Raw genomic sequence first — 23,215 nt, 5'->3', positions numbered from 1 at the left:
GAACCATGGAAAGTTACATTCTAGCCGTCTAACGTACCTCAAGCTGCTGTGAACAAAAAGCTACCTACACGTCTGACGACAATCATAATCGCGGATAATTCGTTCTACCTTTTTACATTGCTTCGAAATACAAATTGCCCACATCAGACCACAGATATTCCGTCACCGGAGCAACGGCTTACCAACTTGTACGAATTTTCAGCTGGGTGACTCAGGCACAAGTGCAATTTTAAGTCCTTGCCCCTGAAGATAATCAAGCACCGCATAAAGCATGATTAAAATGCCAAATAGCTCCAATGTTTCTTCCATCGTCGAAACAATGAGATAGGACGGCGTGAAAAAGGTTTCATCGGCCAGAACAGCGCCGATCCCTTCGAAAATCAAGGCGCCGGTCACAAAAACAGCACCGGCTATAAAGAACAATATTGTTGTGCGTCGTGGCAGTGTAATCAGCCACCGGATGTAAATCAGAGCAATGATAAGCACGACAAAAACAGCCGGAATGATCCACGAAAAAAGTGCCTGTGTTGTACCGGGAACTACATAACCATCTATCCGCCACAAACCATGCATATCGGTTGCCTCATCAAGCGACATATAAAAGAATATCACTGCCAAACCCCACCATGCGATTGCAGAGCGTGATCGTAATCGCTGAACCCATGCGGCCAGCGCCAAGCTACAAGCTGTCACAAATAGCTGGATCACGGAAAACCAGGTTGGTATGTTCATTTCCCGGTTGAGGTCGAACATATGGCCAAAACGGTTAATCGGGTCCATCGCCACCCCACAGGCTTTGGTATACCAGCACACCATAACAACAGAATGAAAAAATATAAGAATGGCAATTGCACTCGCCAATATGAGTGCAATAAAAGACGGCCGGATATTGAAGTACTGATGTTCCTGAGTTTGTTGCATCGTCTTCCCCCGAAAAATGCATCCTCATATATACATTTTACAGCAACAATAGATTTGCTTCAACTGAAGCAATGCAACTGACTTTTACTTCTTCATCTGCACGTAATTTGGCACGAGTTCTCCCGCTGGCCTATACAGTCATCCTCCGCATTGTCTCATCAGCCCCATGCCCGTTGTTGGCCCCAATCAGGTGCTTTGACGCATCTTTCGATGCGTCAAAGTTTCAGGTTTTAGCTGGCTTCCGTTTCGCGTTTGCGTCTGAGCAAAGCGTGAAAATCCGGATCACCGCTCAGTGACTGGAGTGCCCAGAATCTTTCAAGCCATTCAGCCTCTCCCTCCCAATCACTCTCGATCAGCAGGCGGATATTCTTAAGCGCATTCTCCCTGTCCCCTGAGAGCGCACGCGCGCCGGCAGCGTGGAAATGACACCAGTTGATCTCCTGACTTGCCTTTTCAAAATGCAAAGCAAGATTCAGACAGGTTTCATCGGTCAAATCACCGATATTTTCAGCAGGAAGGCTGCAACTATAGGCCATATGGTGATCAAGCTCTGTCAGTCCGACAGCTTTACCAATGGCCAGCGATCCTTTGTTCGAAGCATGACTGTGCCATTCGATACCGTGAATGCCCCGTCGGATGCATTCCGCAAGAGTTGCAGAAGACACTGCGCGTCCCAGCCCCATACGCCGGAAAGCAGGATCTGTGTCCACACCAATTTCGCAGCGCGTTCCAGAAACACTATCCGTCAGGCAATGGCTGACCATTGCTCCCTGATGTAATGCGCAGAAGCCGACTGCATTTTCAAAGAAGGCATCCGCAGAACCCCATCCTTCTGCCTTCTCCTCCAGCAACTCAATGTTTTCCGGATTGCGGCTAAAGAGTTCCTGATTAATCGGAACGATTTCAAACTCTGCTGATGGCAGATAAGGTTCCGGCAGCGCATTGCCTGCAACATATCCCATACGGATACGGGGATGCGGTACGACAAACTGATTGCCCCAGATTTTGGTGAAATGCGGAAACCAGCATTCCTCGGCAAACAGATAAGCCCAATCCGGAATTATATCCCTGATATCATTCGCAGTTTGTTGCGAAATATCCGGATTTCCGGCCAGAAAATACCCGTCTCCATTGATGACGATGACAAGCTTAGGGTTTACCGGACTGTCCGCCCAGACTTCCCCGTCGATTGATCCGTCCAGAACGGAAGCGATAGTGACATGAATTGAAGAAAGTTCAGCCAGAATGGCCTGAGCGGCCGGATAGGCCTTTTGCTCTAATTTTTGCATATAAAAGCGATCCTATGGATGCGATGCCATGCATTCGCACCATGAGTGATACCAGTCGGAACTGATAAACTGTTCCGTGTACAGCCGGCTTACGCCCGCCGGCATCCGGCGAAAAAGTAACTGTCATCCTGATACCCCGCTTTTATCTCAAACATACTGCAATCACGTTGCAGAACAATCAGATATGGCTGGCAGAAGTGAAGCACAAGAGATATTTGCGCTCCACTTTGAGACCTCTTCAAGTCTCGACAAATACCTGACAAAAACCCACAATCACACCTCTCGGCCCCCCCCTGTTCTTGCTTTTTGCAGAGCTTAAACGGAAAATGACTTGCCTATCTCAAAGGAGAAAAACCATGGAGACGTTTACAGGCGGGTGTCTTTGCGGAAATCTGCGGTTTTCCGCTACGGGAAAGCCCTATCGGGTTGGTATTTGCCACTGTCTGGATTGTCGCAAACATCACGGCGCTCTTTTCCATGCATCAGCAATATTCCCGCAGGAGGCCGTCACGATCAGCGGTGATGCACGCAGCTATGCGGAGCGCTATTTTTGCCCGCAATGCGGCTCAACGGTCTTCGGGCGATCGGATGACGAAATTGAAATAAATCTGGGCTCACTTGATGAGCCGAACCAATTCGTACCAACCTATGAATTATGGACTATTCGCCGTGAAACATGGCTTCCGCCCTTCCCGCTTCAGAGGAAATATGAGCGAAACCGCACTTCCACGCGCCGTCAGGAAGAATAAAATCTGAGCCGTAAATTTCCGGATGTGCTATATTGAATTATACCCGCACATTCACGGAGGTCACGATGTTAATCCATGACATGCCCCGTCCGGAAGTTGAGGAAATGCTGCGCCATGTAGGCATCGGCTATCTGGCCTGTTCGGTTGAAGACAAGCCCTATGTAGTGCCGCTCCGTTTCATACACAGCAACGGTTATCTCTATTCCCTGACTTCCGAGGGGAAGAAAATGGAGCTCATGAGAGCCAACCGCAATGTATGCGTCAGCTTCTCAGATGTTCATGGCTCCAATAACTGGCGCTGTCTGGTTATTTCCGGTCATTTTGAGGAAATACCCAAATCCCTGAGCAAAGACAGCCTGTATTATCACGCACATGAGCTGCTGGCAGCCGGTGCGAACTGGTGGGAACCCGCTTATGTCAAAACCATTTTGCGGGGTGAGGAACGGCCGTTAGAACCTTTATATTTCAGAATATCGGTTCTTGAAACGACCGGTCATCAAGCCCAGCCCTGAGAATGGCTGAATTATTCAGCGGCAACCATTGCCTGCGGCAGCGTAAAGATCATGTCAAAAATATACGTAAAAATAAACGTATAAATCAGGAAGAACAGCAAGAGCACAGCTTCCATCTGAAAGGCTTTCCAGAAGCCGACAGAATACCAGACCATATAAATCGGAATGATAATCACGAACAGGCCGAACTCAAATATGAAAGCATGGGCAATACGCACCCAGACACTGCGTCCGGTTGACTGACGGCGTGCCTCCCATTTCTCAAACATGAGATTAAATGTGTAATTCCACGTCACAGCGATGAGAGAGACGGCAATAGCAACCGGCAGAGAGCCCTGCGCATCACCGCCGCTCAAAAACATCAGCAGCAAAGTTGAAGCGGCAATCGCAATAAGTTCAAAAGTACCGACATAGACAATACGCCGCTTAAGCGGTTTAAGCACGAACATAGACAGCTCCTGAGCAGAATATGTCGCATTCACTGCGCCCACTCTGCTCGTTCTGGATTCTCGGATGCGCATGCCACAAAGCGTTAAATGTATCCGTTTAACGGGGACACATCCTGAAAATCTGACTTGTGAGCCGGCACGCCCCGGCACTCATAAAAACGGGAAAAAATCAGCAGATCGCGGTTTTCCATCTGCGAAATTCAGAAATAAGAGCCTCAACCGGATATGTCAACAGATGAGCCGTTACTAATTAGATCAAGCTAAATTGAATAGAGTAATGTGCGGACAAAATTTTGATCGCCCGCACATCCTTCAAACACGTATAAACAACAGCATTAACTCGTCACCTCGGAACGATGATAAGTGACCTGCGGATAAGGAATGTTAATGCCTTCATCGCTGAATGCAGATTTCACCCGTTCCGTTGTCGTGTTGCTGACCGTGAAATAATTCGGCGCCTCAATCCAGTAACGGCAACTGATGACCACAGAACTGTCTGCCAGCTGGGAGACAAAATAAATCGGCTCCGGTGTTTTCAGCACGCCTTTTTGTTCAGAAATAATGGTTTTGAGAATAGTGAAGGCTTTTTGCACATCATCCTCATAACCAATCCCGACTTTAAAATCATGCATACGGGCTTTATGGCGGGTGAAATTGGTAACCGGCGTGTTCCAGAGAACCGAATTGGGTGCCATCACGAACAACCCGTCATAGGTTTTCAGCTCTGTCGAAAACAGTCCGATTTCCTGAACAGTACCGGCAATCGCGCCCGCATTAATATATTCACCGACTTTGAAAGGGCGCAAAACCAGCAGCATAATACCGGCAGCAATATTCTGTAATGTGCCTTGCAATGCCAGACCGATAGCCAGACCAACCGCACCCAATGCAGCGAGAATTGAAGCAGTCTGGATACCGAACTGCCCCAGCACCATCACCAGAACGACAACCAGAATGCCATAGCGAACAGATGCGCTGAAAAACACAACGAGCGTCTGGTCGAAGCCTTTGAATTTGGAAAGGGATTGCCGCGTCCAACGCTGCAAAATCCCTGCGATAATCCAGCCAACGCTGAGAATGATAATCGCGCCGATTGTTGAAAGCGAGTAACTTAAAACGAGATTGGAAATCTGGATGGCAAGGGCATTGGTATTTTGAATAAATTCAGCTGTCTGTTCCTGCATGTGTCATCTTCAGTTTAATGTTTGATAGCAGCGAAAATGGTGAAATAGCTCTTTATCCGTCAATAATTTAATGCACCAGAGGTTTAAGACAAGAGAATATCGCGGAAATCACTGCGAGTACGGGCACATAATTTGTTTCAGCCTGAAATTCTGAAATGCTGAATATATTTCGCGGAAAAAGACATCATGGAATAACTGCACATGTCATGTTAAAAATTGCAAATATCTTCCGTGAACAGGATCACCAATGCCTGACGCATTATTAAACAACCGTGATGCGCGCCGTCTTTTTCTTCACCGGCATCAGCTTTTATGTCGAGAAACCGGATCAGGCAAAGGTGCAGATCTGTCCGGTGTTTTAACTGATCTCGGCTTTGTGCAGGTCGACAGTGTGAATACACTTGCGCGGGCGCATGATTTTATTCTGTGGTCGCGCCGCAGCCGCTATCAGCCCGAAGCGCTCAACAAGCTGATTGCCTCTGAGCGCAATGCATTTGAACATTGGACTCATGATGCTGCAATCATTCCTATGCAGTTTTTCCCGATGTGGCGCTTGAAATTTGCCCGTGACGAAGCTCGTATGAAGCAAAGATGGTCAAGCTGGCGACGGGACGGCTGGGCTTCGCAGTTTGATGAAATATTGAGCCATGTCGAAAAGCACGGACCAACCACCTCCTCCGATGTCCGTGGCGACACGCCTGCCTCATCCGGTGGCTGGTGGAACTGGCATCCTTCAAAAACCGCTTTGGAATTTTTGTGGCGTTCAGGGCGGCTGGCAATCAGCCACCGCGAAGGTTTTCGCAAGTTTTACGATCTGACGGAGCGGGTCATACCGGAACCGTTTCAACACTCGCAAATGCATGAAGCTGAGATAATTGACTGGGCAATGTCCGCATCGATGGATCGTCTAGGCTTTGCAACACATGGTGAACTTGCTGCATTCTTTGACATTGCAACACGTGAAGAGGCAAAACAATGGTGCATTGAAGCCAAAGCTGCAGGTCGCCTCGTCGAGATTGATGTTGAAATGGCTGACGGTACTCTACGGCGTTGCTACTCCACAGAAGCACTTCTGAATTCCGTATCTGACTTGCCGGAACCATCATCACGTGTGCGGATATTATCGCCTTTTGACCCTGCCCTGCGTGATCGGGCACGGGCTGAAAAACTGTTCGGGTTCTATTATCGTATCGAAATATTTGTACCGGCACCGAAACGCCAATATGGCTATTATGTATTTCCGGTTATGCAGGGTGACAGGCTTATTGGCCGTATTGATGCGAAGCGGGAAGATAAAAAGCTCGTCATTACCGCATTCTGGCCGGAACAAAACATCAAAATGGGTAAAAACCGCATTGCAGCCTTACAGACCGAACTGGAACGCATCGCATCATTTCTGAAGCTGACAGAACTATCTTACCTGCCGGACTGGTTGCGGAATTAGCACTGCATCACGCCGTTCCTGCAGTATCAAGCGCCCGTTCTCCGCTAACATTACAGAAATTGATATCAAATTTCGGCTTACACTCTGTCACGCCCAAGTTTAGATATGTATCTCCACAAAAAATACAATTATTACTCAGTGGCAAAGTCTACTAAAGCGCTGCACTTTGAGGCTTATTCATACAAATATTCATCCCCAAAAAAACTGCAGCTTATTGCGCCATTATCAGCTCATCTCGATATTGATTACATTAATGTTTAAATGCCTTAACCCCTTAGCACTGGACTAAATTAAGCAAAAATCTGCATTGAGCCGATGCAAGACATGCGCTATTATTACAGCCGCTGCCTTAACAAGGCTGCTGCTTCTAGATAGCATAAAATACGCCGGATATAGCGCGAGTTTCAGGGACTGAGATTATTATGCGTCAAGGAAGTGCTAAACTTTCCGTCTTGATGTCTACCTATAGCAATGACAATCCAGACTTTCTTCAAGAAACATTTTTTAGCCTTTCAAAGCAATCAATGAAGGCATGTGAAGTTGTCCTGGTTGAAGATGGCCCATTAAATCCGACACTAGAAACTGTTATTGAGCAGTTCCGCCAAACGCTAAATATCAAATCTGTTAAACTAGCTGTAAATAAAGGTTTAGGGTTAGCTCTCGCCATTGGATTAAAGAAGTGCTCTGCCCCAATTGTAGCGCGCATGGACACTGACGACATAGCCATACCTCACCGCTTCAAAAGGCAATATGAATTCTTAAGTAGTAATCCTGATGTAGCTATCCTTGGTGGTCATATTACAGAATTTGATAAAGCCCCATACGAGGCACAATATAAGCGTACGGTCAAACTAACACACAGAGAGATTGTAAAAGCAGCATGGATGCGTAATCCATTCAATCACATGACTGTAATGTTCAGAAAGGATGCCATCCTTAATGCTGGGAATTATCAGCATGTACCATATTTTGAAGATTATGATCTTTGGTTGCGTATAATAGCCGCGGGATATCAGTGTCGAAACTTAGATGAAGTATTAGTATATGCTCGAATAGGCAATGGATTGTTAAGCCGACGTTCTGGATGGAGATACATTACAGCCGAATTCAATGCGGTTCGCAGCTTTAGTAAATACAATATAATTCCCAGATCAGCGCTTTTGTTAAATGTAACCAGCAGGGCTGCTATTCGTGTTTTACCAAAAGCCGCCATCAAAATAGCTTATACGCGACTACGTAGCAAAGCAGAAAAATAAAACCTTAATTTAAATTCGTCCTTTAATTACCTCATCCAGCAAATTTAAACTCTTTCGTCCGTTAAAATTTATCGCCTGCGGATCACCAGTCACTAGTTTATTTACGGCACCACTAGCAATGACTCTCCGCTCAGCCCCTATACCATAATGTTCTTTTTCAATCTCAGGATCACTATGATGTTCATGGGCATTATTGCCCAATTTCAGATGTACTAGCCATCCATAATCTGTGTGCACCTCTCTACGAGGTGGATAAAATTCATGAGAAGAACCGATATATATAGATTTAGAGACTACTTTTATAAGCGGAAACTTTACTAAATTGGGCGCTACTGCCTGATCTTCTAACAAACGGGATCGTGGCCCACCCTTGAGAGTAAACAATTCATTTGCGAGTTTTTCACCCGACTTATAACTGGAAATATCGTGACAAGCGTTATTCAATTCACGGTACTTAGGCTCTAGTTCTGATACCTCGCTAATGCGCAGATCATCAAAAGCATACAAATCAACCATGGGAGCATAAAAATAAGTTTGTTGTTTTTTTTCCAAGCGGTGAACTAACTTTTGAATAGCGTCTTCATGCTCCATCCCATCAAAATATAATAGTTCATCAGCATCAATAAATAATGCCCAACGGCCTTGAGCATATTTGTGAATGAGAAAATTCACCCATGTAATACCATAATGGGCATTTCTATAGCTTTCATTGGTGCGGAACAATGTAACGTCCGATTGCTCTAACAAATACTCATAAGTACCATCGATAGAACCGTTATCGACAATAAAAAACTCCTTCACCCCTAAGCTTCTGTGGTGCTGCAAACAGAAGGAAAGTTTTGAAAGCTCATTCCTTACAGTCATAAATGCGAGAATATTCTCCCTCTTCTGAGAAGAAGCACTATTAACAAGCTCAACTGTCGCTCTCATACTGCTAGAAAAAATAAACTTGTATTCGAGCCAATTGACAACTTTCCGCACTATGTGATGAAACGGACCAATCGCCTTCATCACAATCGGATATCTCACAACAATCGAACGTGCTAATTCCCTAATACGCAAATGGCTCACCAATTAATTCGAATGTAAATTCAGTACATAAAACCTTACGAAGCAGTATTTATTTTATCAGATGACTATTGATTTGAACCTTAAAGTGTCAATATATACAAAACCCAGCATGATTATGTACCGCCCTCATGTGAGAGCAGTACATAAAATATTAAGCCCCCCTCAAACACATTAATTTGAATTTTTATAATATTCCACTATGCGTGCACCTAATATCCGCTTCATTGCTACACGAGCATCCTCAAAAGAAACAATCCGATTAAAGGCTTGCTGACTTATGTGCGAAGCGGTGATTTTCTCGATTGATTTAAATGGCGAACCTAAATCAACAACAGATCCCTGCTTAACATCATAATATGAGCCATCCTCCCGATAATAGCCAGCAACTCCCTTTCGAGCAGCAAGCAAATGGGGATGAAAGCGTGCTGTTATCATTTCATCACCAGCATTAACAGGCAATGGATTTAGCACCAAATCCCTATAATCTAAAAGCTTTACTTTAGGGTGCTTAGCTTTTACAATGTCAAAACATTCCCTATCTTGCATCGTACATTCCCAAAAATACACATTAGAAAATTTGTTAAAATATTCATCAGGTAGTTTATTAAGTAGTCTATGCAAAGATTCCTTAGCTTTACTGAAATATGAAATATGTAAATTGCAACCATCTACATTACTTACATTATCAACATGCGCCAAATAAGTATCATCTAAACCATAAAAGATATTATCTGCATTATCTACACTATTTTTAAGAAATAAATATGAGTCGTAATCTCTACATTCAATAAAATCAAATGTATTTATGATTTTATTAAATTCATCTCTATATAAATCAGGCACCTTAGATAGAGGCAGCAAACCAATACCTGTGCCCACTAACTTACAATTATATTTAAGCTTAGTAGCGGCAGCCACACCTAATAAAAAAGCTGACTGCGGCCAAATCTCATTAATATACCCACCACCGTGCAAGTGCATTAGTTTAGTTGAGATAATTTTCTCTGACCATTTTTTAAATTCACGATAATTATTCAATCCACCATTATCGTAAAAGTTAAGGCCACGACGAAGTGACTCCCAAAAATTATCTGGTCCACTATATTTCAAGGCATTAAAAACACTAACAAATGAGGCTTTTCTGTAAATCCCACCAAACAAGCCACTTAAATTTTCAGCAGAGGCACCATCTATAGTCAATTCCCCTTCAAGACCATGCTCTTTATAGAACTCCAGCCATCTACGCACCATAAATTCATCGCCAAAATTACTTACCCCTGCCCCGCCTAACATGTATAACATTGAATTTCACTTTCACGAGTCTAAAATGTTTCGCCAATAGACGTATACCAAATTTATAAATATTTTTTCATTAAATAATTATAGTAAAATATAAATAAAATTTAGAGATACTCTATGACACTCTTTTAAATGACTTTACGCGCCCCTTCTCCAACTCAAGTATCAAGTTACAATTTTTCTTAATAATATTCGGATTGTGACTTGCAAGAACAATAATTCCTGCCTTTTCTGCCAATTCATCCATTCTTTTTTTAGCCTTCTCTTGAAAACCAGAGTCGCCCGCGCCTATCCACTCATCCATCAGCAGTATTTCCGGATTCATGGCTGTCGCAACTGAAAAAGCTAGCCGGGCAGCCATCCCCTGACTATAACTTTTCATTGGCATATCAATGAAATCACCTAGCTCACTATACTCAATGATTTCATTAATTCGCTCATCAATTTCATCCATTGTCCAGCCATTTATCAATCCCCGTAAAACGATATTACGTCTACCTGTAGCCTCCTGTCGAAAACCAAGCCAGATATTAAACAGCGCATCAACCTTACCTTTAACGATAAGTTGGCCAGATGTCGGCGTATAAATCTCGTATAAAACTTTCAATAAAGTCGTCTTACCTGCACCGTTGGAGCCCACCAACCCTAGCCTGTCCCCTGCCGACAAGGAAAAACTAACATCTTCAAGTGCAGCGACAACCCGCTTTCCGCCTTTTAATTCTCTGATGGTGCCGCCTGTTGGCATTTTAGAAGGCCTCAGCGCCAAAGATATTTTACGTCTAACACGGTAAGACAGACAAATATTATGCACTTCAATTGAATTGCTCACAGCACAAACACCACTTCTTTTTTTAGTTTGCCAAGCAAATACACCCCAAGGAGCCAAGCAAATATCCCCAAGGACACGCAAACCATAAAATCAAAAGAATGAATATAACCCTCAATAATAGGATCTCTTACTATCTCAAGAAAATATGTAAACGGATTCCACCAATATAGATAATGTCTAAGTCCACCAGAATTCTCATAGCTCCAAAACACTGGAGTTAAAAACATTCCAATCCTCATAGCATTTTGTATTAAAAATTTTGCATCTGGTATAAATGCCCCCAAAAAAGCAAAAATTAATATTATAGGAGGAGTTACTAATAATATTAAAAAGAGCGATAAAAGACTTAAAAACCATGTGTAATCCGCTGAGGTACCACCTAATAGTAAAATAATGATACACCCTAAAAGAGAATAAAAAGATCTTATACATGACTGCATAAACTGCCTCATAACATACAAACTAATTGGCAGTGGAGTTCCTTTTATAAACCCTTCCTCTCTTACAAATAGTCCAACGGCATTATTAATATTATCCGATATATAAAACCAAACGAACAAGCCAACCGCAACATATGAGACATATTCACTATTAGATCTGGCATCGAATACAACGAAACAAAATGTTCCAACAAAAGCGACATAATTGACCAGCAACCAAATCGGCCCCAATGTAGTTCGCTTATGCTCATCGCTAATATCCTCAGTAGCTAGAGCGAGCCAAACACGCCGCATTTTCCATGTAGATTGGACATCTTTAAAAGCACTACCTACAACACTAGTCATACATCAACCTCACGGCCTTTTTATCATTTTCACAGATGCTGAACATTTTAGAGCACACCTAAATCATTGGTGAAGATCACAACGAAAACGAAAAAGCAACAAAAACCTCCCCCTGCCTCATCGAAATAATTCATATTAAAGCACACTCCACCTTATTGTGCGGACAAGAGGCTGAAGCAAAACCGTTTACGATCTTACAGATATTCAACATTAGAATTAACACGAGGGACGTACCCAGCTTCGGAACTCTGTGATTAGCACGACCTAAGCGATGTCAGCATAATAAATGGAAAGCCACATTTGCTGAATATTCGGTGACTGAAACGTCGAAGGACGCAAAAACTGAACTAAAGCGATTATCATCAGATACCAAACTAGATAATACCCTCTCGGAAAAACCCTTTTGATGTGAAGTGATAACACTCACAACCAAGCAAAAACCTTTTGCTCAAATAATGTAATAACATTGAGTCTAGAAATGAGCGGGCGTGTAAAGCCATTTGCCTACAATGAATATTGTCCGACATGAATGAGATGTAGCAATTTAACCCTGCAGCGGGGAAACCACACCAAGATAAATTGGTACTACTTTGCGTCCAGCAGCCTCATTCAGAATATTTTCAACAACAGCTTTAAAGACAACTGCGAGATAGCCATCAATGGGCCCCCCGCCCGCCCTTTTCACAAGTCTAAGCACGAACAGCGTTTTTAAATTGATAGCGATGAACAATCATCGTTTACTCTCTAGCCACAGCTGACCGACATCTGTCGAGTTGACCAATATCATTGCCCCTCGACGAAATGCGATGTTTCGCAACCGAAAAAGCTTCAAACTCCAACAACAGCACCAAAAAACCACTGGAACGAACTCAAAATGATAGTATCTCGAAGAGACGCACCAGGAAGCCTCCAGATGAGCCTTTCATAGATATAATTAGCATTGAGTTAAAATTTAAACTCTAAATAAAATAAACTATGATGAATATGTCACACATCTAATACTTCGAACCAACTTATTGACAACGTGTTAATTTTGTTCATAAGCGAGATAAATTTATCTATCTGGACTAGGATACGGCATGAAAATTTTATACATTGTTTTGGCGCATAATCAGCCTGAACGGCTGTCCAATATAGCATCTTCCATCATTAATGCGTCCACAGATGCAAGTATAATAGTTCACTATGACGGAAATGCGAGCCAAGATGGCTTCAACAAGCTACACTCATCAGTGGCAAACAATCCTAAAATTCACCTTGTAAACAAAAGGGTAAGATGTCAGTGGGGTACCTATTCTCTAGTGGACGCCACTCTAGAATCCCTTCGGCAGGCAAAAAAATTATCCATAGATTTTGATTATGTGATCCTCCTAAGTGGAGCTTGCATGCCAAGCAAGCCAATAAAGGAACTTGAAAAATTTTTATCAGCGAATAACGGAAAAGAATTTATCGAATTCAACGATGAAAATTGGATGATCGGCGGACTAAGGAAAGAGCGATACGAGTTTTATTTTCCTTACGGCGCATCAAAAGAAAAAAGCTTCATTGAAGACACCTGGGTAAACATACAAAAAAAATTACGCATAAAAAGAAAAACACCTCTCAACATGAAAGTCCGCTTTGGCTCTCAATGGTGGACACTTACGTGGAAAACTTGTCTAGATATGCTGTCGCTTCTAGATGAAAATCCCAAAATTGAAACCTTTTTCAAAAAAACTTACATACCAGATGAAATGTTTTTCCAAACGGTTGTTGGACACTTAGTTCCAACTGAATTGATAACTGGTTACGGTTTGACATTTTTCAAATTTACAGATTATGGGAAACCTATCGTTTTTTATGACGACCATGGCGACTATCCTTTTAATCTGGAGAAATTTTTTGTTCGTAAAGTATCGGATGAAGCAACAGGATTAATCAAAAAAAGTTTAAATCTTGTACATTCCGATGATGTACGCACCATAAAAGTTATTACTAACAAAAAAAACAACGACTATACATATAAGAAGAAAGCACAAACTTGGTTTCCTGCACCAGGTGCAATTTATTACAGGGATCAATTTATAGAGGCGAATGGTGAAGGTGTATTAAAAGCCACAAAAAAGCCGTATATTTTCATATTTGGCACTAAAGAGTATTTATATAAAAGCCTTAAAAACATCGATCACAACATATTTCACCCAATGGGAAGAATATTCTCAAGAAGTGAAGTGTTTGAAGATTCATGCTTAGATAGCATATTCGGTTTAAATACAACCGACAAAGAAATTCGTGACTTAGATCAATTTCTATATCTATGCAGAGCAAGAATAAGAACCAATAAAATACCAGTTTTTACATGGGTGGCCGGTGATCACTATTCACCTATCCGGAAAATATTTAATGATAAAAATGCGTTAAAAATTATCACCACCCCATATAGCTTTGACTCTGACGAATGGCTCCAATTACTAAAGGCTGACTTAATATCTGAAGAGGTACAAAACAACAAAATTCCTGGCGTAAGCTCAGATATTTACAGTCAAATGCTTTATGGAGAGATTGATGATAATAAAATTCCATATGAGTTAAGATCTGTTTTTAATGGAAATATCAACCATCAAACTGTCTTACAATACACTTCATCTAATAATGACAACGCAGACAACAATTTTAATAGCTTCATTTGCAAAAGACTCAATATAAGCAATGAAACCATTATGAATTGCAAGTTCAATAAGTACAGTTGGTTCAATCAAATAATTAATGATTTAAAAAAAATCCAATAATTGAAGTGTATATAATCAAATATGCATGAGGAATAAATGCTAAATAAAGTCAAAAATGTTGGATCAAAAATGAAGGTAATCGGATGGAGGGCAAAAACAGCTCTCCGAAACCGTTTACTTAATCTGAAACTCACTGCTCTAGACAATAAGGCTGGACGTTCGTTAAAAATTATAAAAAACGAAACTCATAAGATCAAAAAAAATAGCATCATATTGTTTTGTTGCCTCCGCAACGAAAAACTTAGAATGCCATATTTTTTTGATTACTATAAAAAATTAGGCGTTGATCATTTTATTATTGTAGATAACGATTCAAATGATGGTTTCATCGAGTATTGCAATAAACTTGATAATGTTACTTTATATCACACTCAATCCAGTTACAAAAATGCTAAATTTGGCATGCTATGGCTAAATTTTTTATTAAAAAAATACGGAACCAATCACTGGTGCGTTGTTGTAGATCCTGATGAGTTTCTTGTTTACCCACATATGCAAACAAGAAGCTTAAAAGCGCTTGCCTCATTTCTAGAAGAAGAGAAAAGAGAATGCTTTCATGCGATAATGATTGACGCATACAGCGATAAAAACCTTGCCGCGACCACACTTAATGAAGGTGATAACCCCTTTGAGGTATGTCCTTACTTCGACAAGGATGGCTATATACAAACATCAAGTTGGGGTGGCGGCACTTGGATACGCGGCGGACCACGTATGAGGGTATATTTTAGTGACAAACCAAGTAAGTCACCTGCACTAAACAAAATACCATTTATAAAATGGAGATCTGATTTTCATTACAATATGTCAATGCATGACGCTTATCCGATATATTTAAATCAAGCTCACACCCCTGGTAGTGTCAGCCCTACAGGTGCATTGTTTCATTTTAAATTAGTAGGGTCATTAATTGATAAAGCTAATGAAGAAATGAAAAGAAAAGAGCATTATGCAGCAGGAGTTGAGTATGAAAAATATCAATTCTCGGAATCTCCAATTTTCTACACTGATGGGATCAGCGTAACATATAAGAATGATGAGCAGCTTATCAAATTAGGATTAATGACACCTGGTTCTTGGTTCTGATACCTACATCCGCATAAATTAATGCCAATGATTTATTGGCATTAATTTATAGTTCCGTTACTTTAAAAGGCATAACTAGCAATAAAATATAAAGTATTTACTATTGTTAAATAGTATAAAAATATAAAATATAAAAACCACTAAATTTTACAATATTTTTTAAGATACAGTCATCATAGTTGATTTACTCCTGATTATTGATACTATACCTATTGTTATTTGATCAACAAGCTTATCTTTCATTACCTACACCCTGCTCTCTTACCTCAGGTATTATGAGTAGCGATGTCCTGCCTGCATTAGTGTTATTGTTAGCTAAATAAACAGCCATTTCCTGATTAGGCTGAACTTCGGCTATCGCGCGATTGTTGGCACTGGTCACGGAGGCCGCACTACTCAACACACAGAGTAATGCTTATTCAGACCGATTCTCGTTCAATTGATCCCTGCCCCACTTTAAATTGCCTGCGTCGCAATATGTGCGACTTTCAACTCTGCCTCCTGCGTGCCACCATTTTGCTCACCAGATAAAAAACAGCCTGAATTGCCCTTCTGATTACCAAACCAGCGACATATTGAAAGCTGATATTCTTGTCGCCTTACCCTTGGCATGTGCTTAATAAAAAAATATGCCCCGGTGGCAAATGTTCCAACCATTATGATTGTCAGCGCTCACAGGATTGGCTGTTACCGTGACATATATCGATGTCGGTAAAAATGCCGGATGATACTCATCCTTCAAGTTTTATGAGCGTTTCCATGATTGATAGATATTTGGGAATGATTTTACTGACTGGATCGGGCATTGGTAATTGGCTACATCTTCCGTATGATATGCTGAGCCTACGATAACCTAGCATTTGCAAACCTCGCCTGAAAACCAAATAATTTTTCAATATGCGCATATACCGAAAAATCTTAGCGAAACATGCTGCCATCAGACCACTTTTATAAGTACTCACATCAATAACCTCAAGCTACAACAAAGCTATACACGGTCATAACGATGACACATTACAGTGATTTAACAGCCCATGCAGAGTTATTTCTCACGCATTACTCAAATATCGTAAGGTTGATACTTTCCTACACAAAAAATGCAAGATTACATCCAATAAAAATATCGGTAAATATCTATAGTTTATTTTTTGGTTAAAGCTTTGATCTTCGTAGGTGGTAACGATTGCATCCTCAAGATATGTCGCCAGTATCTTATGGCTGCTGGCATATATGGCAGCAGCATCCCAGCTTTCGGATTTTTTACATATTCGCCTTCAAACCAAATATTAGGTCAGATGAAGTCATTGAGGTCTCACATATTGAATTTTTCTCAAAGAAAAGGCCCCCGCATTAGCATGGTTGCATATAGTGAAGAAAATTGATTTATATATCAGAGAATCAAAAAAATGTATAATTATCAATATATACATGGAGGATGTGAGTTGCGGGTTACAGTTGTGTTGATGTTAATTGTATTAATTTTCTTCATAGGCGTACTGCTCTTTGTCTCCAAATAGGATTAAAACTGCCTACGTGATAATAACTGCCCTTTAAATATAAACTCACTTGAGGCGTGGTAGGCTTGGCGTGACCTTTACACCTGTATCAAACTCCATGCAAAGCACACATACATATTCGCATACACATATAAATTACGCTTAGTATGCAGATTTCCCTACGACTCTGCACCCTGTTTTCAACAGGCTATGGTATCGTATAACTTCAAAACCAAGTACGCTTTGATTTGCAAACAGGTTATACCTTTTCAGCTCCCCTGAGAAAACAAAACTAATTATATTTTTTCAAATACTGTACTCGCAACAATCTGTAATCCGTTCCTGGTCGTCTGCACACTATACAGCACGTCTTCAAAGCTTCTGATTTTGTCAGTTCTCTATTGGGTCATCACCGACATAAAGTGACTGATTGCTCTTACTCTGATGATGTGTACATTTGATATTCGCCTGGAACGGAAACGAATCCCATTCCAAAACTAGACTCTTGGAAAACTCTGTGAAAGAGATTTTCCACCCATAAACACTTCATAACCGCAAGGCTTTAACAAGTGATAACCACCCAATACCGAGGATTTTAACCATCTAATAAAGCTGGTCAGTGCATCAAATAGCTCACCAATTCTCATTGACATGATAAGCTTTAGTATCCAATCTTGCAGAACCGCAACACCGGTTCGGCGATGTTATAAGTTTGCGTGTATTCAAAAACTGTAACCGCAATCCGGTTGCCTTGGATTTACCGGTGCATCCTATTCTCGATGCAGTATTGAAAATGCGTCCTGTAGACACTGAAACCTATGTAACCAAAGATCACGGGAAGCCATTCAGCATCAAAGGAGTGTTTGGATGGAAGGACAGCAAAACGTCCAAAATCTATACGCGAAACGCACAGCGTTCGAAGCTGGCAAGACAGGTTATTGCGAAGATCGATTGGGGAAGTTTAGACAGCATTCTGCCACACCCAAACTCTGGTGAGGAATTCCGCTACAAAAACAAGGAAAAATAAATGAGCTATTTCTCACCTACTTACACTACCAAAGCATGGCAGTTGGAGGCCTCGCCCGGAATCGAACCGGGGTGCAAGGATTTGCAGTCCTCTGCGTAACCACTCCGCCACGAGGCCATCCGTATGTGGTTGAGTGCTGAATAGGTTAAGCCGCATGACTCGTCAAGTACCCCCGCCATGCTTTCCGCGAAATTTTAAATTTCCTATCAAAATAATGCAGATAGCCGGGATTTTATTCACAGCACATACAATAATCACTCAGGAAAAGCCGGCTACTCCTGCTGCTCTGCTTTCTCTGCTTTCTTGCGCGCTCTGTATTCACGCCAGCGGCGCAGCAAACCAACCTCAGACTTGCGCCTGATCCGTCTGATACGGCTGGAATCACGGGAAAGTATGATCAGCCCGAGCGGAAGCATCCAAACGCCGAGCACCGGCAAAAAGCTGAATACACCACCGACAATAAGCCCGCCACCGAGGATTCGCCTGAGCCAGACAGACTGCGGGAGCGGCAAATGTTTCCCAAACAATCTGATCCGGTGCTGCGTAGCAGCCTCCCCGCTTTCAGTACTCTGCTGTTCTGCAGCATTATTTATATCAGCATCCGGTTTCAGCAATCTGTCTGCCCTACCTGCACTCTCTCTGTTTATATGCCCCTTATATAAGTGTCCTTTTGTTCAAAAAAATACCACTTCCACCAAAGCTGCATTTTTCTGAAAATTACGACTGCTGTGAATGGGATCATGAAATACTATCCGCCAAGTTGCGGAATCAGAGCGCATAATCATTGCTCCTGATTCCGCAACGCGTTGCGTGTAATGCACGACGCCAGCAACTCTAAGATGTTGGAAACACTCAAAGCAGCGTCTTTAAACTGCGATATTTCAGATTTTAACACCTGAAATGCATATCTCATCCACAGTTCCGCTAAAAAGTTGATTGAAAAGCGAAAAAGGGCTTGGCAAAACCAAAATGCTTTTGCTATACGCCAAATCGCTGAAAGCAAGAGCACCTGTTCCTCGGTAGCTCAGCGGTAGAGCAACCGGCTGTTAACCGGTTGGTCGCTGGTTCGAATCCGGCCCGGGGAGCCACTCTTTTCTCATAAAGAGCGTGCATAAAATTTCCAAAGCTAAAATCAGAAATGCCTGTACTGCGAATAATATCGCTCGTTTTCACGCATCATCTAATTATTTGAAATAAATGGTTTTTATCATTTTCAGATGATGACCGCTGCCTTTCAAACTGAAAAACAATATTCCCTGTCATAAATCTGCTTTTTTCCTGTACAATATCAAAATTAGGGCTTGGCAAGAGCATTTTGCATTGCTATACGGCTGTCATTGCAAATGCAGAGCAACTATTCCTCGGTAGCTCAGCGGTAGAGCAACCGGCTGTTAACCGGTTGGTCGCTGGTTCGAATCCGGCCCGGGGAGCCACTCTTCTTTAAGAGTTTATAAGCTGCACAAATCTCCTAATTAAAAATCATCCTAATTCTATTAGCCAGTGCTTTTCGACGCGTATAAAATACGTTTCGCCAGAGACTTTGTAAAATCTCCGGCGAATCCATCACATTTAAGCGTCCGGCTCACGCAACCGGTAGCCGACACCTGTCTCTGTCAGAATATAAAACGGCTGATCTGGCGAATCTTCGAGTTTCTGGCGTAACTGGCGCACATAAACGCGCAGATATTGCACATCACTCATGCCGCCCCAGATCTGATTGAGAATGAAACTATGCGTCAGCACTTTGCCTGCGTGCTGCACCATGATCCGCAAAATATCATATTCTTTCGGCGAGAGCTTAATCTCCTGCCCTTTGAGCCGTACGATGCGCTTCACCAGATCAACCGACAGCTTACCGGTTTGGAAGACCGGCTTTTCGCCCTGCTCCTGCAATTTATGGCGCAGTGCCACGCGGATTCGCGCTGCCAGCTCTTTCATGCCAAATGGCTTGGTCACATAATCATCCGCACCAAGCTCGAGCGCTTTGACGATTCCACTTTCATCTGTGCGGCTTGAAAGAATAATCACCGGCAGATCAATCAGTTCCGAGCGCCACAGCGTCAGAAGATCATGTCCCGACATATCCGGCAGGCCGAGATCCAGCAGCACCAGATCAGGCCGGTCATCGCGCATAATCTCTCGGGCGATGGCCGCGGATGGTGCCTCAAGGATCAAAAAACCTTCTGTCCCCAGCCCGACACGCAAAAGTTTACGGATTGGCGGTTCATCATCCACCACAAGGATTTTGACGATATTCTGTGTCATCGGGGAGATAATCCCTCTTCTGTTCCGCTCATCATTTCAGCACAGCTGCTAAGCGGTAATCGGATTGTAAAAACAGCACCACTGCGACCACCGTGATCGCTGCGATTGGCAGCTGTAATGGTGCCGCCCATCGCTTCTGTAAAGCCCTTACAGATTGCCAGCCCAAGCCCTGTACCGGCACGCACCTGATCGGTTTTGCGCACCCGGTAGAAACTGTCGAAAATCCGCAATTCATCACCCGCCGGTATGCCAGCGCCCTCATCACTGATGCGCAATACAATATCGCCCTGCTCAGCCTGCCCCTGAATATAAACCAGACTGCCTTCCGGTGCGTATTTAGCGGCATTGTCCAGCAAGTTGAACAACACCTGCTCAAACAAAACCGGATCAAGTTTCAGCATCGGTAGATCGGCGGCAATATCGGTTTCAACACGGTGATGTTGCAGAATTTTCGCCGCACGTTTCAAAGCACTCCCGACAATATCGCCCAGATAATGCAGCGATTTATTCGGCTGCATGGCACCTGATTCAATCCGCGTCATATCCAGCAAATTGGCGATAAAGCGGTTGAGCCGCTCGGACTCATCCACCACAGTTGTCAGCAGTTCTGCACGGTCAGTATCAGGCAGAGAGCCGGAATAACTTTTTAATGTATCCGCAGCGCCAAGAATGGCAGCGAGCGGCGTTTTCAGGTCATGGGAGATCGAGGTCAGCAAGGCCGAGCGCAACCGGTCTGCCTCAACGGCGAGCTGAGCGCGATCCAGATCATCCACCAGTTGAATACGCGCAATCGCCAGTGCCGCCTGCTCTGCCAGTGCATCAAACAAACGTTGCTGCTCCGGCGTCAGGATCGGCCCATGACGATCATCATCCAGCCCGACCACGCCGATGGTATTACCGACAGCACGCAACGGTAGATAAAGGCGCTTGGCACCAGGCAAAGTATCCGCACCACGTCCGGCCGCATGATCATGCTCCCACGCCCAACGGGCAGCGGCAATATCCGCATCGGCCAGCGTATCATCCGGCGGATAACCGGCACGTACGGAAATAGACGTATTAGCCGTTCCTTCATCCGGTAACAATACGACAACACGTACTTTCAGCATCGCCGCAATCTGATAGACCGTTGCCCAGAGCACATCCTCCAACGTACCCGCCACCGCCAGCTTTTTACTGAACTGATACAGCCCTTCCATTGTTCTGGCACGGTTACGCGCCGCAGCAGCCTGCCTCTGCACACGCGCAGTCAGATTACTGGCGACCAGCGCCACACAAATGAAGAATGCCAGTGCAATCACACTCTCCGGCCCTGCAATATGCAAAGTGTAGAGCGGTGGCAGGAAGAAGAAATTGAAAACAAGCGCACTGACCAGCGAAGCGAACAAGGCAGGCCGCAGACCGGAGGCCACAGCCGTCGCCAACACGGCCATCAGAAACACCAGCGCGATATTGCGCACATCCAGCACATGATCGAGCAAAGTGCCAACAACCAGCGCAATCGCGATATAACCAAGGCTCATCAGATAAGGCCGTAGTGAAAACGCCTTCTCCTCTGCGGTCGCCACCTGACGCACCGGCACAACTTCCTGCTGCGTACCGGAAATAATATGAATACTGAGATTACCGGCCTTGCGGATCAGGTCATGCGAGACTGACCCTTCAAACATTTCACGCAGACGCGATTTATTCGGCTTGCCGATAACAATATGGCTGAAATTATGCGCCAAAGCATAATTGATAATGTCCTGCGCCACATCATGGCCGGTCAGCGTAATAATTTCACCGCCGAGCTGCTCTGCCAGCCGTGAGGTGGCGGCAATACGGTCTTTCTCTTCTTCCGAGAGCGTTGCCGCGCGGGATGTCTCCACATAGAGCGCTGTCCACGGCGTGCGCAGCCGGTCAGCCTGTCTGCGGGCATAGCGGATCAGTGCCGCGCCATGCGGCTGCTCATCAATGCAAACCAGCACGCGCTCACCGGCAGACCACGGCCCCGAAATGGCATTGGCCTGCATATGACTGAGCAACTGATCATCCACACGCTGCGCCGTGCGCCGTAAGGCAAGTTCGCGCAAGGCTGTGAGATTACCGGCAGAAAAGTAATTCTGCGTCGCGCGTTTCGCCGTCTTGGGCAGATAGACCTTGCCTTCTTTCAGGCGCTTAATCAGGTCTTCCGGTGTAATATCAACAATCTCGATATCATCTGCGCGGTCGATAATACTGTCCGGCACGGTTTCGCGCACACGGATACGGGTGATCTGCGCCACCACATCATTAAGGCTCTCGACATGCTGGATATTCAGCGTGGTATAAACATCAATGCCGTTGGCAAGCAGTTCTTCAACATCAAGATAACGCTTGGGATGACGGCTGCCCGGTGCATTGGTATGCGCCAGCTCATCCACCAGTACCAGCTTGGGACTGCGCGCCAGCACGGCATCGAGATCCATCTCCTCAAGCACATGGCCTTTATAATCGACACGCGCACGGGGAATAATCTCATAGCCTTCGGTCAGAGCCTGTGTTTCCTGACGACCATGCGTCTCGACAACCCCGATCACCACATCCTCGCCGTCAGCCAAAAGACTACGGCCGGACATCAGCATTTCATAGGTTTTACCAACACCCGGAGCCGCCCCGAGAAAAATCTTGAGGCGGCCGCGTGTTTCCTGTTCGGCTTTGGCGAGCAGCGCATCAGGTGACGGTCTGTTGTCACCATTGCGCATGCTTTCCTGCAGCTGACTGTCATCATTCATCAATTATGATCCGGACTCTGCATGTTCTG

At 43.8% G+C, this 23,215-nt stretch carries 20 protein-coding genes and 3 tRNA genes; 9 read left to right on the top strand and 14 right to left on the bottom strand.

Annotated features, from left to right (window positions below; genetic code table 11):
- Positions 1-198 precede the first annotated feature (198 nt).
- Both F7P81_RS08015 and F7P81_RS08010 read right to left on the bottom strand, forming a co-directional pair.
- Positions 199-921 carry a hypothetical protein gene (locus F7P81_RS08015; protein ID WP_151159130.1) on the bottom strand — a complete coding sequence of 241 codons (723 nt, stop codon included), beginning with the start codon at positions 919-921 and terminating at the stop codon, positions 199-201.
- Positions 922-1,151: 230 nt separating this feature from the next.
- On the bottom strand, positions 1,152-2,210 hold the full coding sequence (locus tag F7P81_RS08010) for a GNAT family N-acetyltransferase (protein ID WP_022711819.1): 1,059 nt from the start codon (positions 2,208-2,210) through the stop codon (positions 1,152-1,154).
- Between the two features lie 356 nt (positions 2,211-2,566).
- Here F7P81_RS08010 and F7P81_RS08005 point away from each other — a divergent pair, with 356 nt between their 5' ends.
- Positions 2,567-2,959 carry a GFA family protein gene (locus tag F7P81_RS08005; RefSeq protein WP_151159129.1) on the top strand — a complete coding sequence of 131 codons (393 nt, stop codon included), beginning with the start codon at positions 2,567-2,569 and terminating at the stop codon, positions 2,957-2,959.
- Between the two features lie 65 nt (positions 2,960-3,024).
- Complete coding sequence (locus tag F7P81_RS08000) at positions 3,025-3,471, top strand: pyridoxamine 5'-phosphate oxidase family protein (RefSeq protein ID WP_028233851.1); 447 nt, start codon at positions 3,025-3,027, stop codon at positions 3,469-3,471.
- An 11-nt stretch (positions 3,472-3,482) separates the two neighbouring features.
- Here F7P81_RS08000 and F7P81_RS07995 read toward each other — a convergent pair whose 3' ends face one another.
- Entirely contained in the window at positions 3,483-3,920 is a 438-nt protein-coding gene (locus F7P81_RS07995) for a PACE efflux transporter (RefSeq protein WP_151159128.1), read from the bottom strand.
- Positions 3,921-4,255: 335 nt separating this feature from the next.
- Positions 4,256-5,104, bottom strand: a complete 849-nt coding sequence (locus tag F7P81_RS07990) for a mechanosensitive ion channel family protein (protein WP_022711822.1) — start codon at positions 5,102-5,104, stop codon at positions 4,256-4,258.
- Between the two features lie 247 nt (positions 5,105-5,351).
- On the opposite strand from F7P81_RS07990, the gene F7P81_RS07985 reads away from it, so the two are divergent.
- Entirely contained in the window at positions 5,352-6,548 is a 1,197-nt protein-coding gene (locus F7P81_RS07985) for a winged helix-turn-helix domain-containing protein (protein WP_151159127.1), read from the top strand.
- A 422-nt stretch (positions 6,549-6,970) separates the two neighbouring features.
- The gene (locus tag F7P81_RS07980) at positions 6,971-7,804 is read left to right on the top strand and encodes a glycosyltransferase (protein WP_151159126.1); all 834 of its coding nucleotides are present in this window, start codon (positions 6,971-6,973) and stop codon (positions 7,802-7,804) included.
- A 9-nt stretch (positions 7,805-7,813) separates the two neighbouring features.
- On the opposite strand, the gene F7P81_RS07975 is transcribed toward F7P81_RS07980, so the two are convergent.
- From F7P81_RS07975 to F7P81_RS07955, 5 genes are all read right to left on the bottom strand, one after another.
- Positions 7,814-8,875 (bottom strand): glycosyltransferase family 2 protein, encoded by a 1,062-nt coding sequence (locus tag F7P81_RS07975; RefSeq protein ID WP_151159125.1) that lies wholly within the window; start codon positions 8,873-8,875, stop codon positions 7,814-7,816.
- Between the two features lie 171 nt (positions 8,876-9,046).
- Positions 9,047-10,168: a polysaccharide pyruvyl transferase family protein gene (locus F7P81_RS07970; RefSeq protein WP_170265226.1), complete on the bottom strand. Its 1,122-nt coding sequence runs from the start codon at positions 10,166-10,168 to the stop codon at positions 9,047-9,049.
- A gap of 121 nt (positions 10,169-10,289) precedes the next feature.
- Complete coding sequence (locus F7P81_RS07965) at positions 10,290-11,060, bottom strand: ABC transporter ATP-binding protein (RefSeq protein WP_246176066.1); 771 nt, start codon at positions 11,058-11,060, stop codon at positions 10,290-10,292.
- Complete coding sequence (locus F7P81_RS07960; RefSeq protein ID WP_151159123.1) at positions 11,000-11,788, bottom strand: ABC transporter permease; 789 nt, start codon at positions 11,786-11,788, stop codon at positions 11,000-11,002. Before F7P81_RS07960 ends, F7P81_RS07965 begins: the two co-directional genes overlap by 61 nt.
- Before the next feature lie 544 nt (positions 11,789-12,332).
- On the bottom strand, positions 12,333-12,518 hold the full coding sequence (locus F7P81_RS07955) for a hypothetical protein (RefSeq protein ID WP_151159122.1): 186 nt from the start codon (positions 12,516-12,518) through the stop codon (positions 12,333-12,335).
- Positions 12,519-12,867: 349 nt separating this feature from the next.
- On the opposite strand from F7P81_RS07955, the gene F7P81_RS07950 reads away from it, so the two are divergent.
- Both F7P81_RS07950 and F7P81_RS07945 read left to right on the top strand, forming a co-directional pair.
- Positions 12,868-14,556: a beta-1,6-N-acetylglucosaminyltransferase gene (locus tag F7P81_RS07950; protein WP_151159121.1), complete on the top strand. Its 1,689-nt coding sequence runs from the start codon at positions 12,868-12,870 to the stop codon at positions 14,554-14,556.
- 36 nt (positions 14,557-14,592) lie between these two features.
- On the top strand, positions 14,593-15,642 hold the full coding sequence (locus F7P81_RS07945) for a glycosyltransferase family 2 protein (RefSeq protein ID WP_151159120.1): 1,050 nt from the start codon (positions 14,593-14,595) through the stop codon (positions 15,640-15,642).
- A 456-nt stretch (positions 15,643-16,098) separates the two neighbouring features.
- On the opposite strand, the gene F7P81_RS17035 is transcribed toward F7P81_RS07945, so the two are convergent.
- Positions 16,099-16,299, bottom strand: a complete 201-nt coding sequence (locus tag F7P81_RS17035; RefSeq protein WP_170265225.1) for a hypothetical protein — start codon at positions 16,297-16,299, stop codon at positions 16,099-16,101.
- 1,551 nt (positions 16,300-17,850) lie between these two features.
- Between F7P81_RS17035 and F7P81_RS07940 the strand changes: the two genes are divergently transcribed.
- Positions 17,851-18,165: a hypothetical protein gene (locus F7P81_RS07940; RefSeq protein ID WP_151159119.1), complete on the top strand. Its 315-nt coding sequence runs from the start codon at positions 17,851-17,853 to the stop codon at positions 18,163-18,165.
- Between the two features lie 43 nt (positions 18,166-18,208).
- Here F7P81_RS07940 and F7P81_RS07935 read toward each other — a convergent pair.
- Both F7P81_RS07935 and F7P81_RS07930 read right to left on the bottom strand, forming a co-directional pair.
- A tRNA-Cys gene (locus tag F7P81_RS07935) sits at positions 18,209-18,282 on the bottom strand.
- A gap of 155 nt (positions 18,283-18,437) precedes the next feature.
- Entirely contained in the window at positions 18,438-18,698 is a 261-nt protein-coding gene (locus tag F7P81_RS07930; RefSeq protein WP_151159367.1) for a hypothetical protein, read from the bottom strand.
- Positions 18,699-19,178: 480 nt separating this feature from the next.
- Between F7P81_RS07930 and F7P81_RS07925 the strand changes: the two genes are divergently transcribed.
- Together F7P81_RS07925 and F7P81_RS07920 are read left to right on the top strand one after the other, a co-directional pair.
- Positions 19,179-19,253 (top strand) — tRNA-Asn (locus tag F7P81_RS07925).
- 270 nt (positions 19,254-19,523) lie between these two features.
- Positions 19,524-19,598 (top strand) — tRNA-Asn (locus F7P81_RS07920).
- A 136-nt stretch (positions 19,599-19,734) separates the two neighbouring features.
- Here F7P81_RS07920 and F7P81_RS07915 read toward each other — a convergent pair.
- On the bottom strand, positions 19,735-20,430 hold the full coding sequence (locus F7P81_RS07915) for a response regulator transcription factor (protein WP_151159118.1): 696 nt from the start codon (positions 20,428-20,430) through the stop codon (positions 19,735-19,737).
- Complete coding sequence (locus F7P81_RS07910) at positions 20,427-23,186, bottom strand: sensor histidine kinase (RefSeq protein WP_183956637.1); 2,760 nt, start codon at positions 23,184-23,186, stop codon at positions 20,427-20,429. The genes F7P81_RS07915 and F7P81_RS07910 overlap by 4 nt, the downstream gene beginning before the upstream one ends.
- Positions 23,187-23,215: the final 29 nt, after the last annotated feature.

Origin of the sequence: Pseudochrobactrum saccharolyticum, assembly GCF_008801715.1 — a bacterium.
GTDB lineage: Bacteria > Pseudomonadota > Alphaproteobacteria > Rhizobiales > Rhizobiaceae > Pseudochrobactrum > Pseudochrobactrum saccharolyticum.
This window is presented reverse-complemented; position numbering and strand designations above follow the sequence as displayed.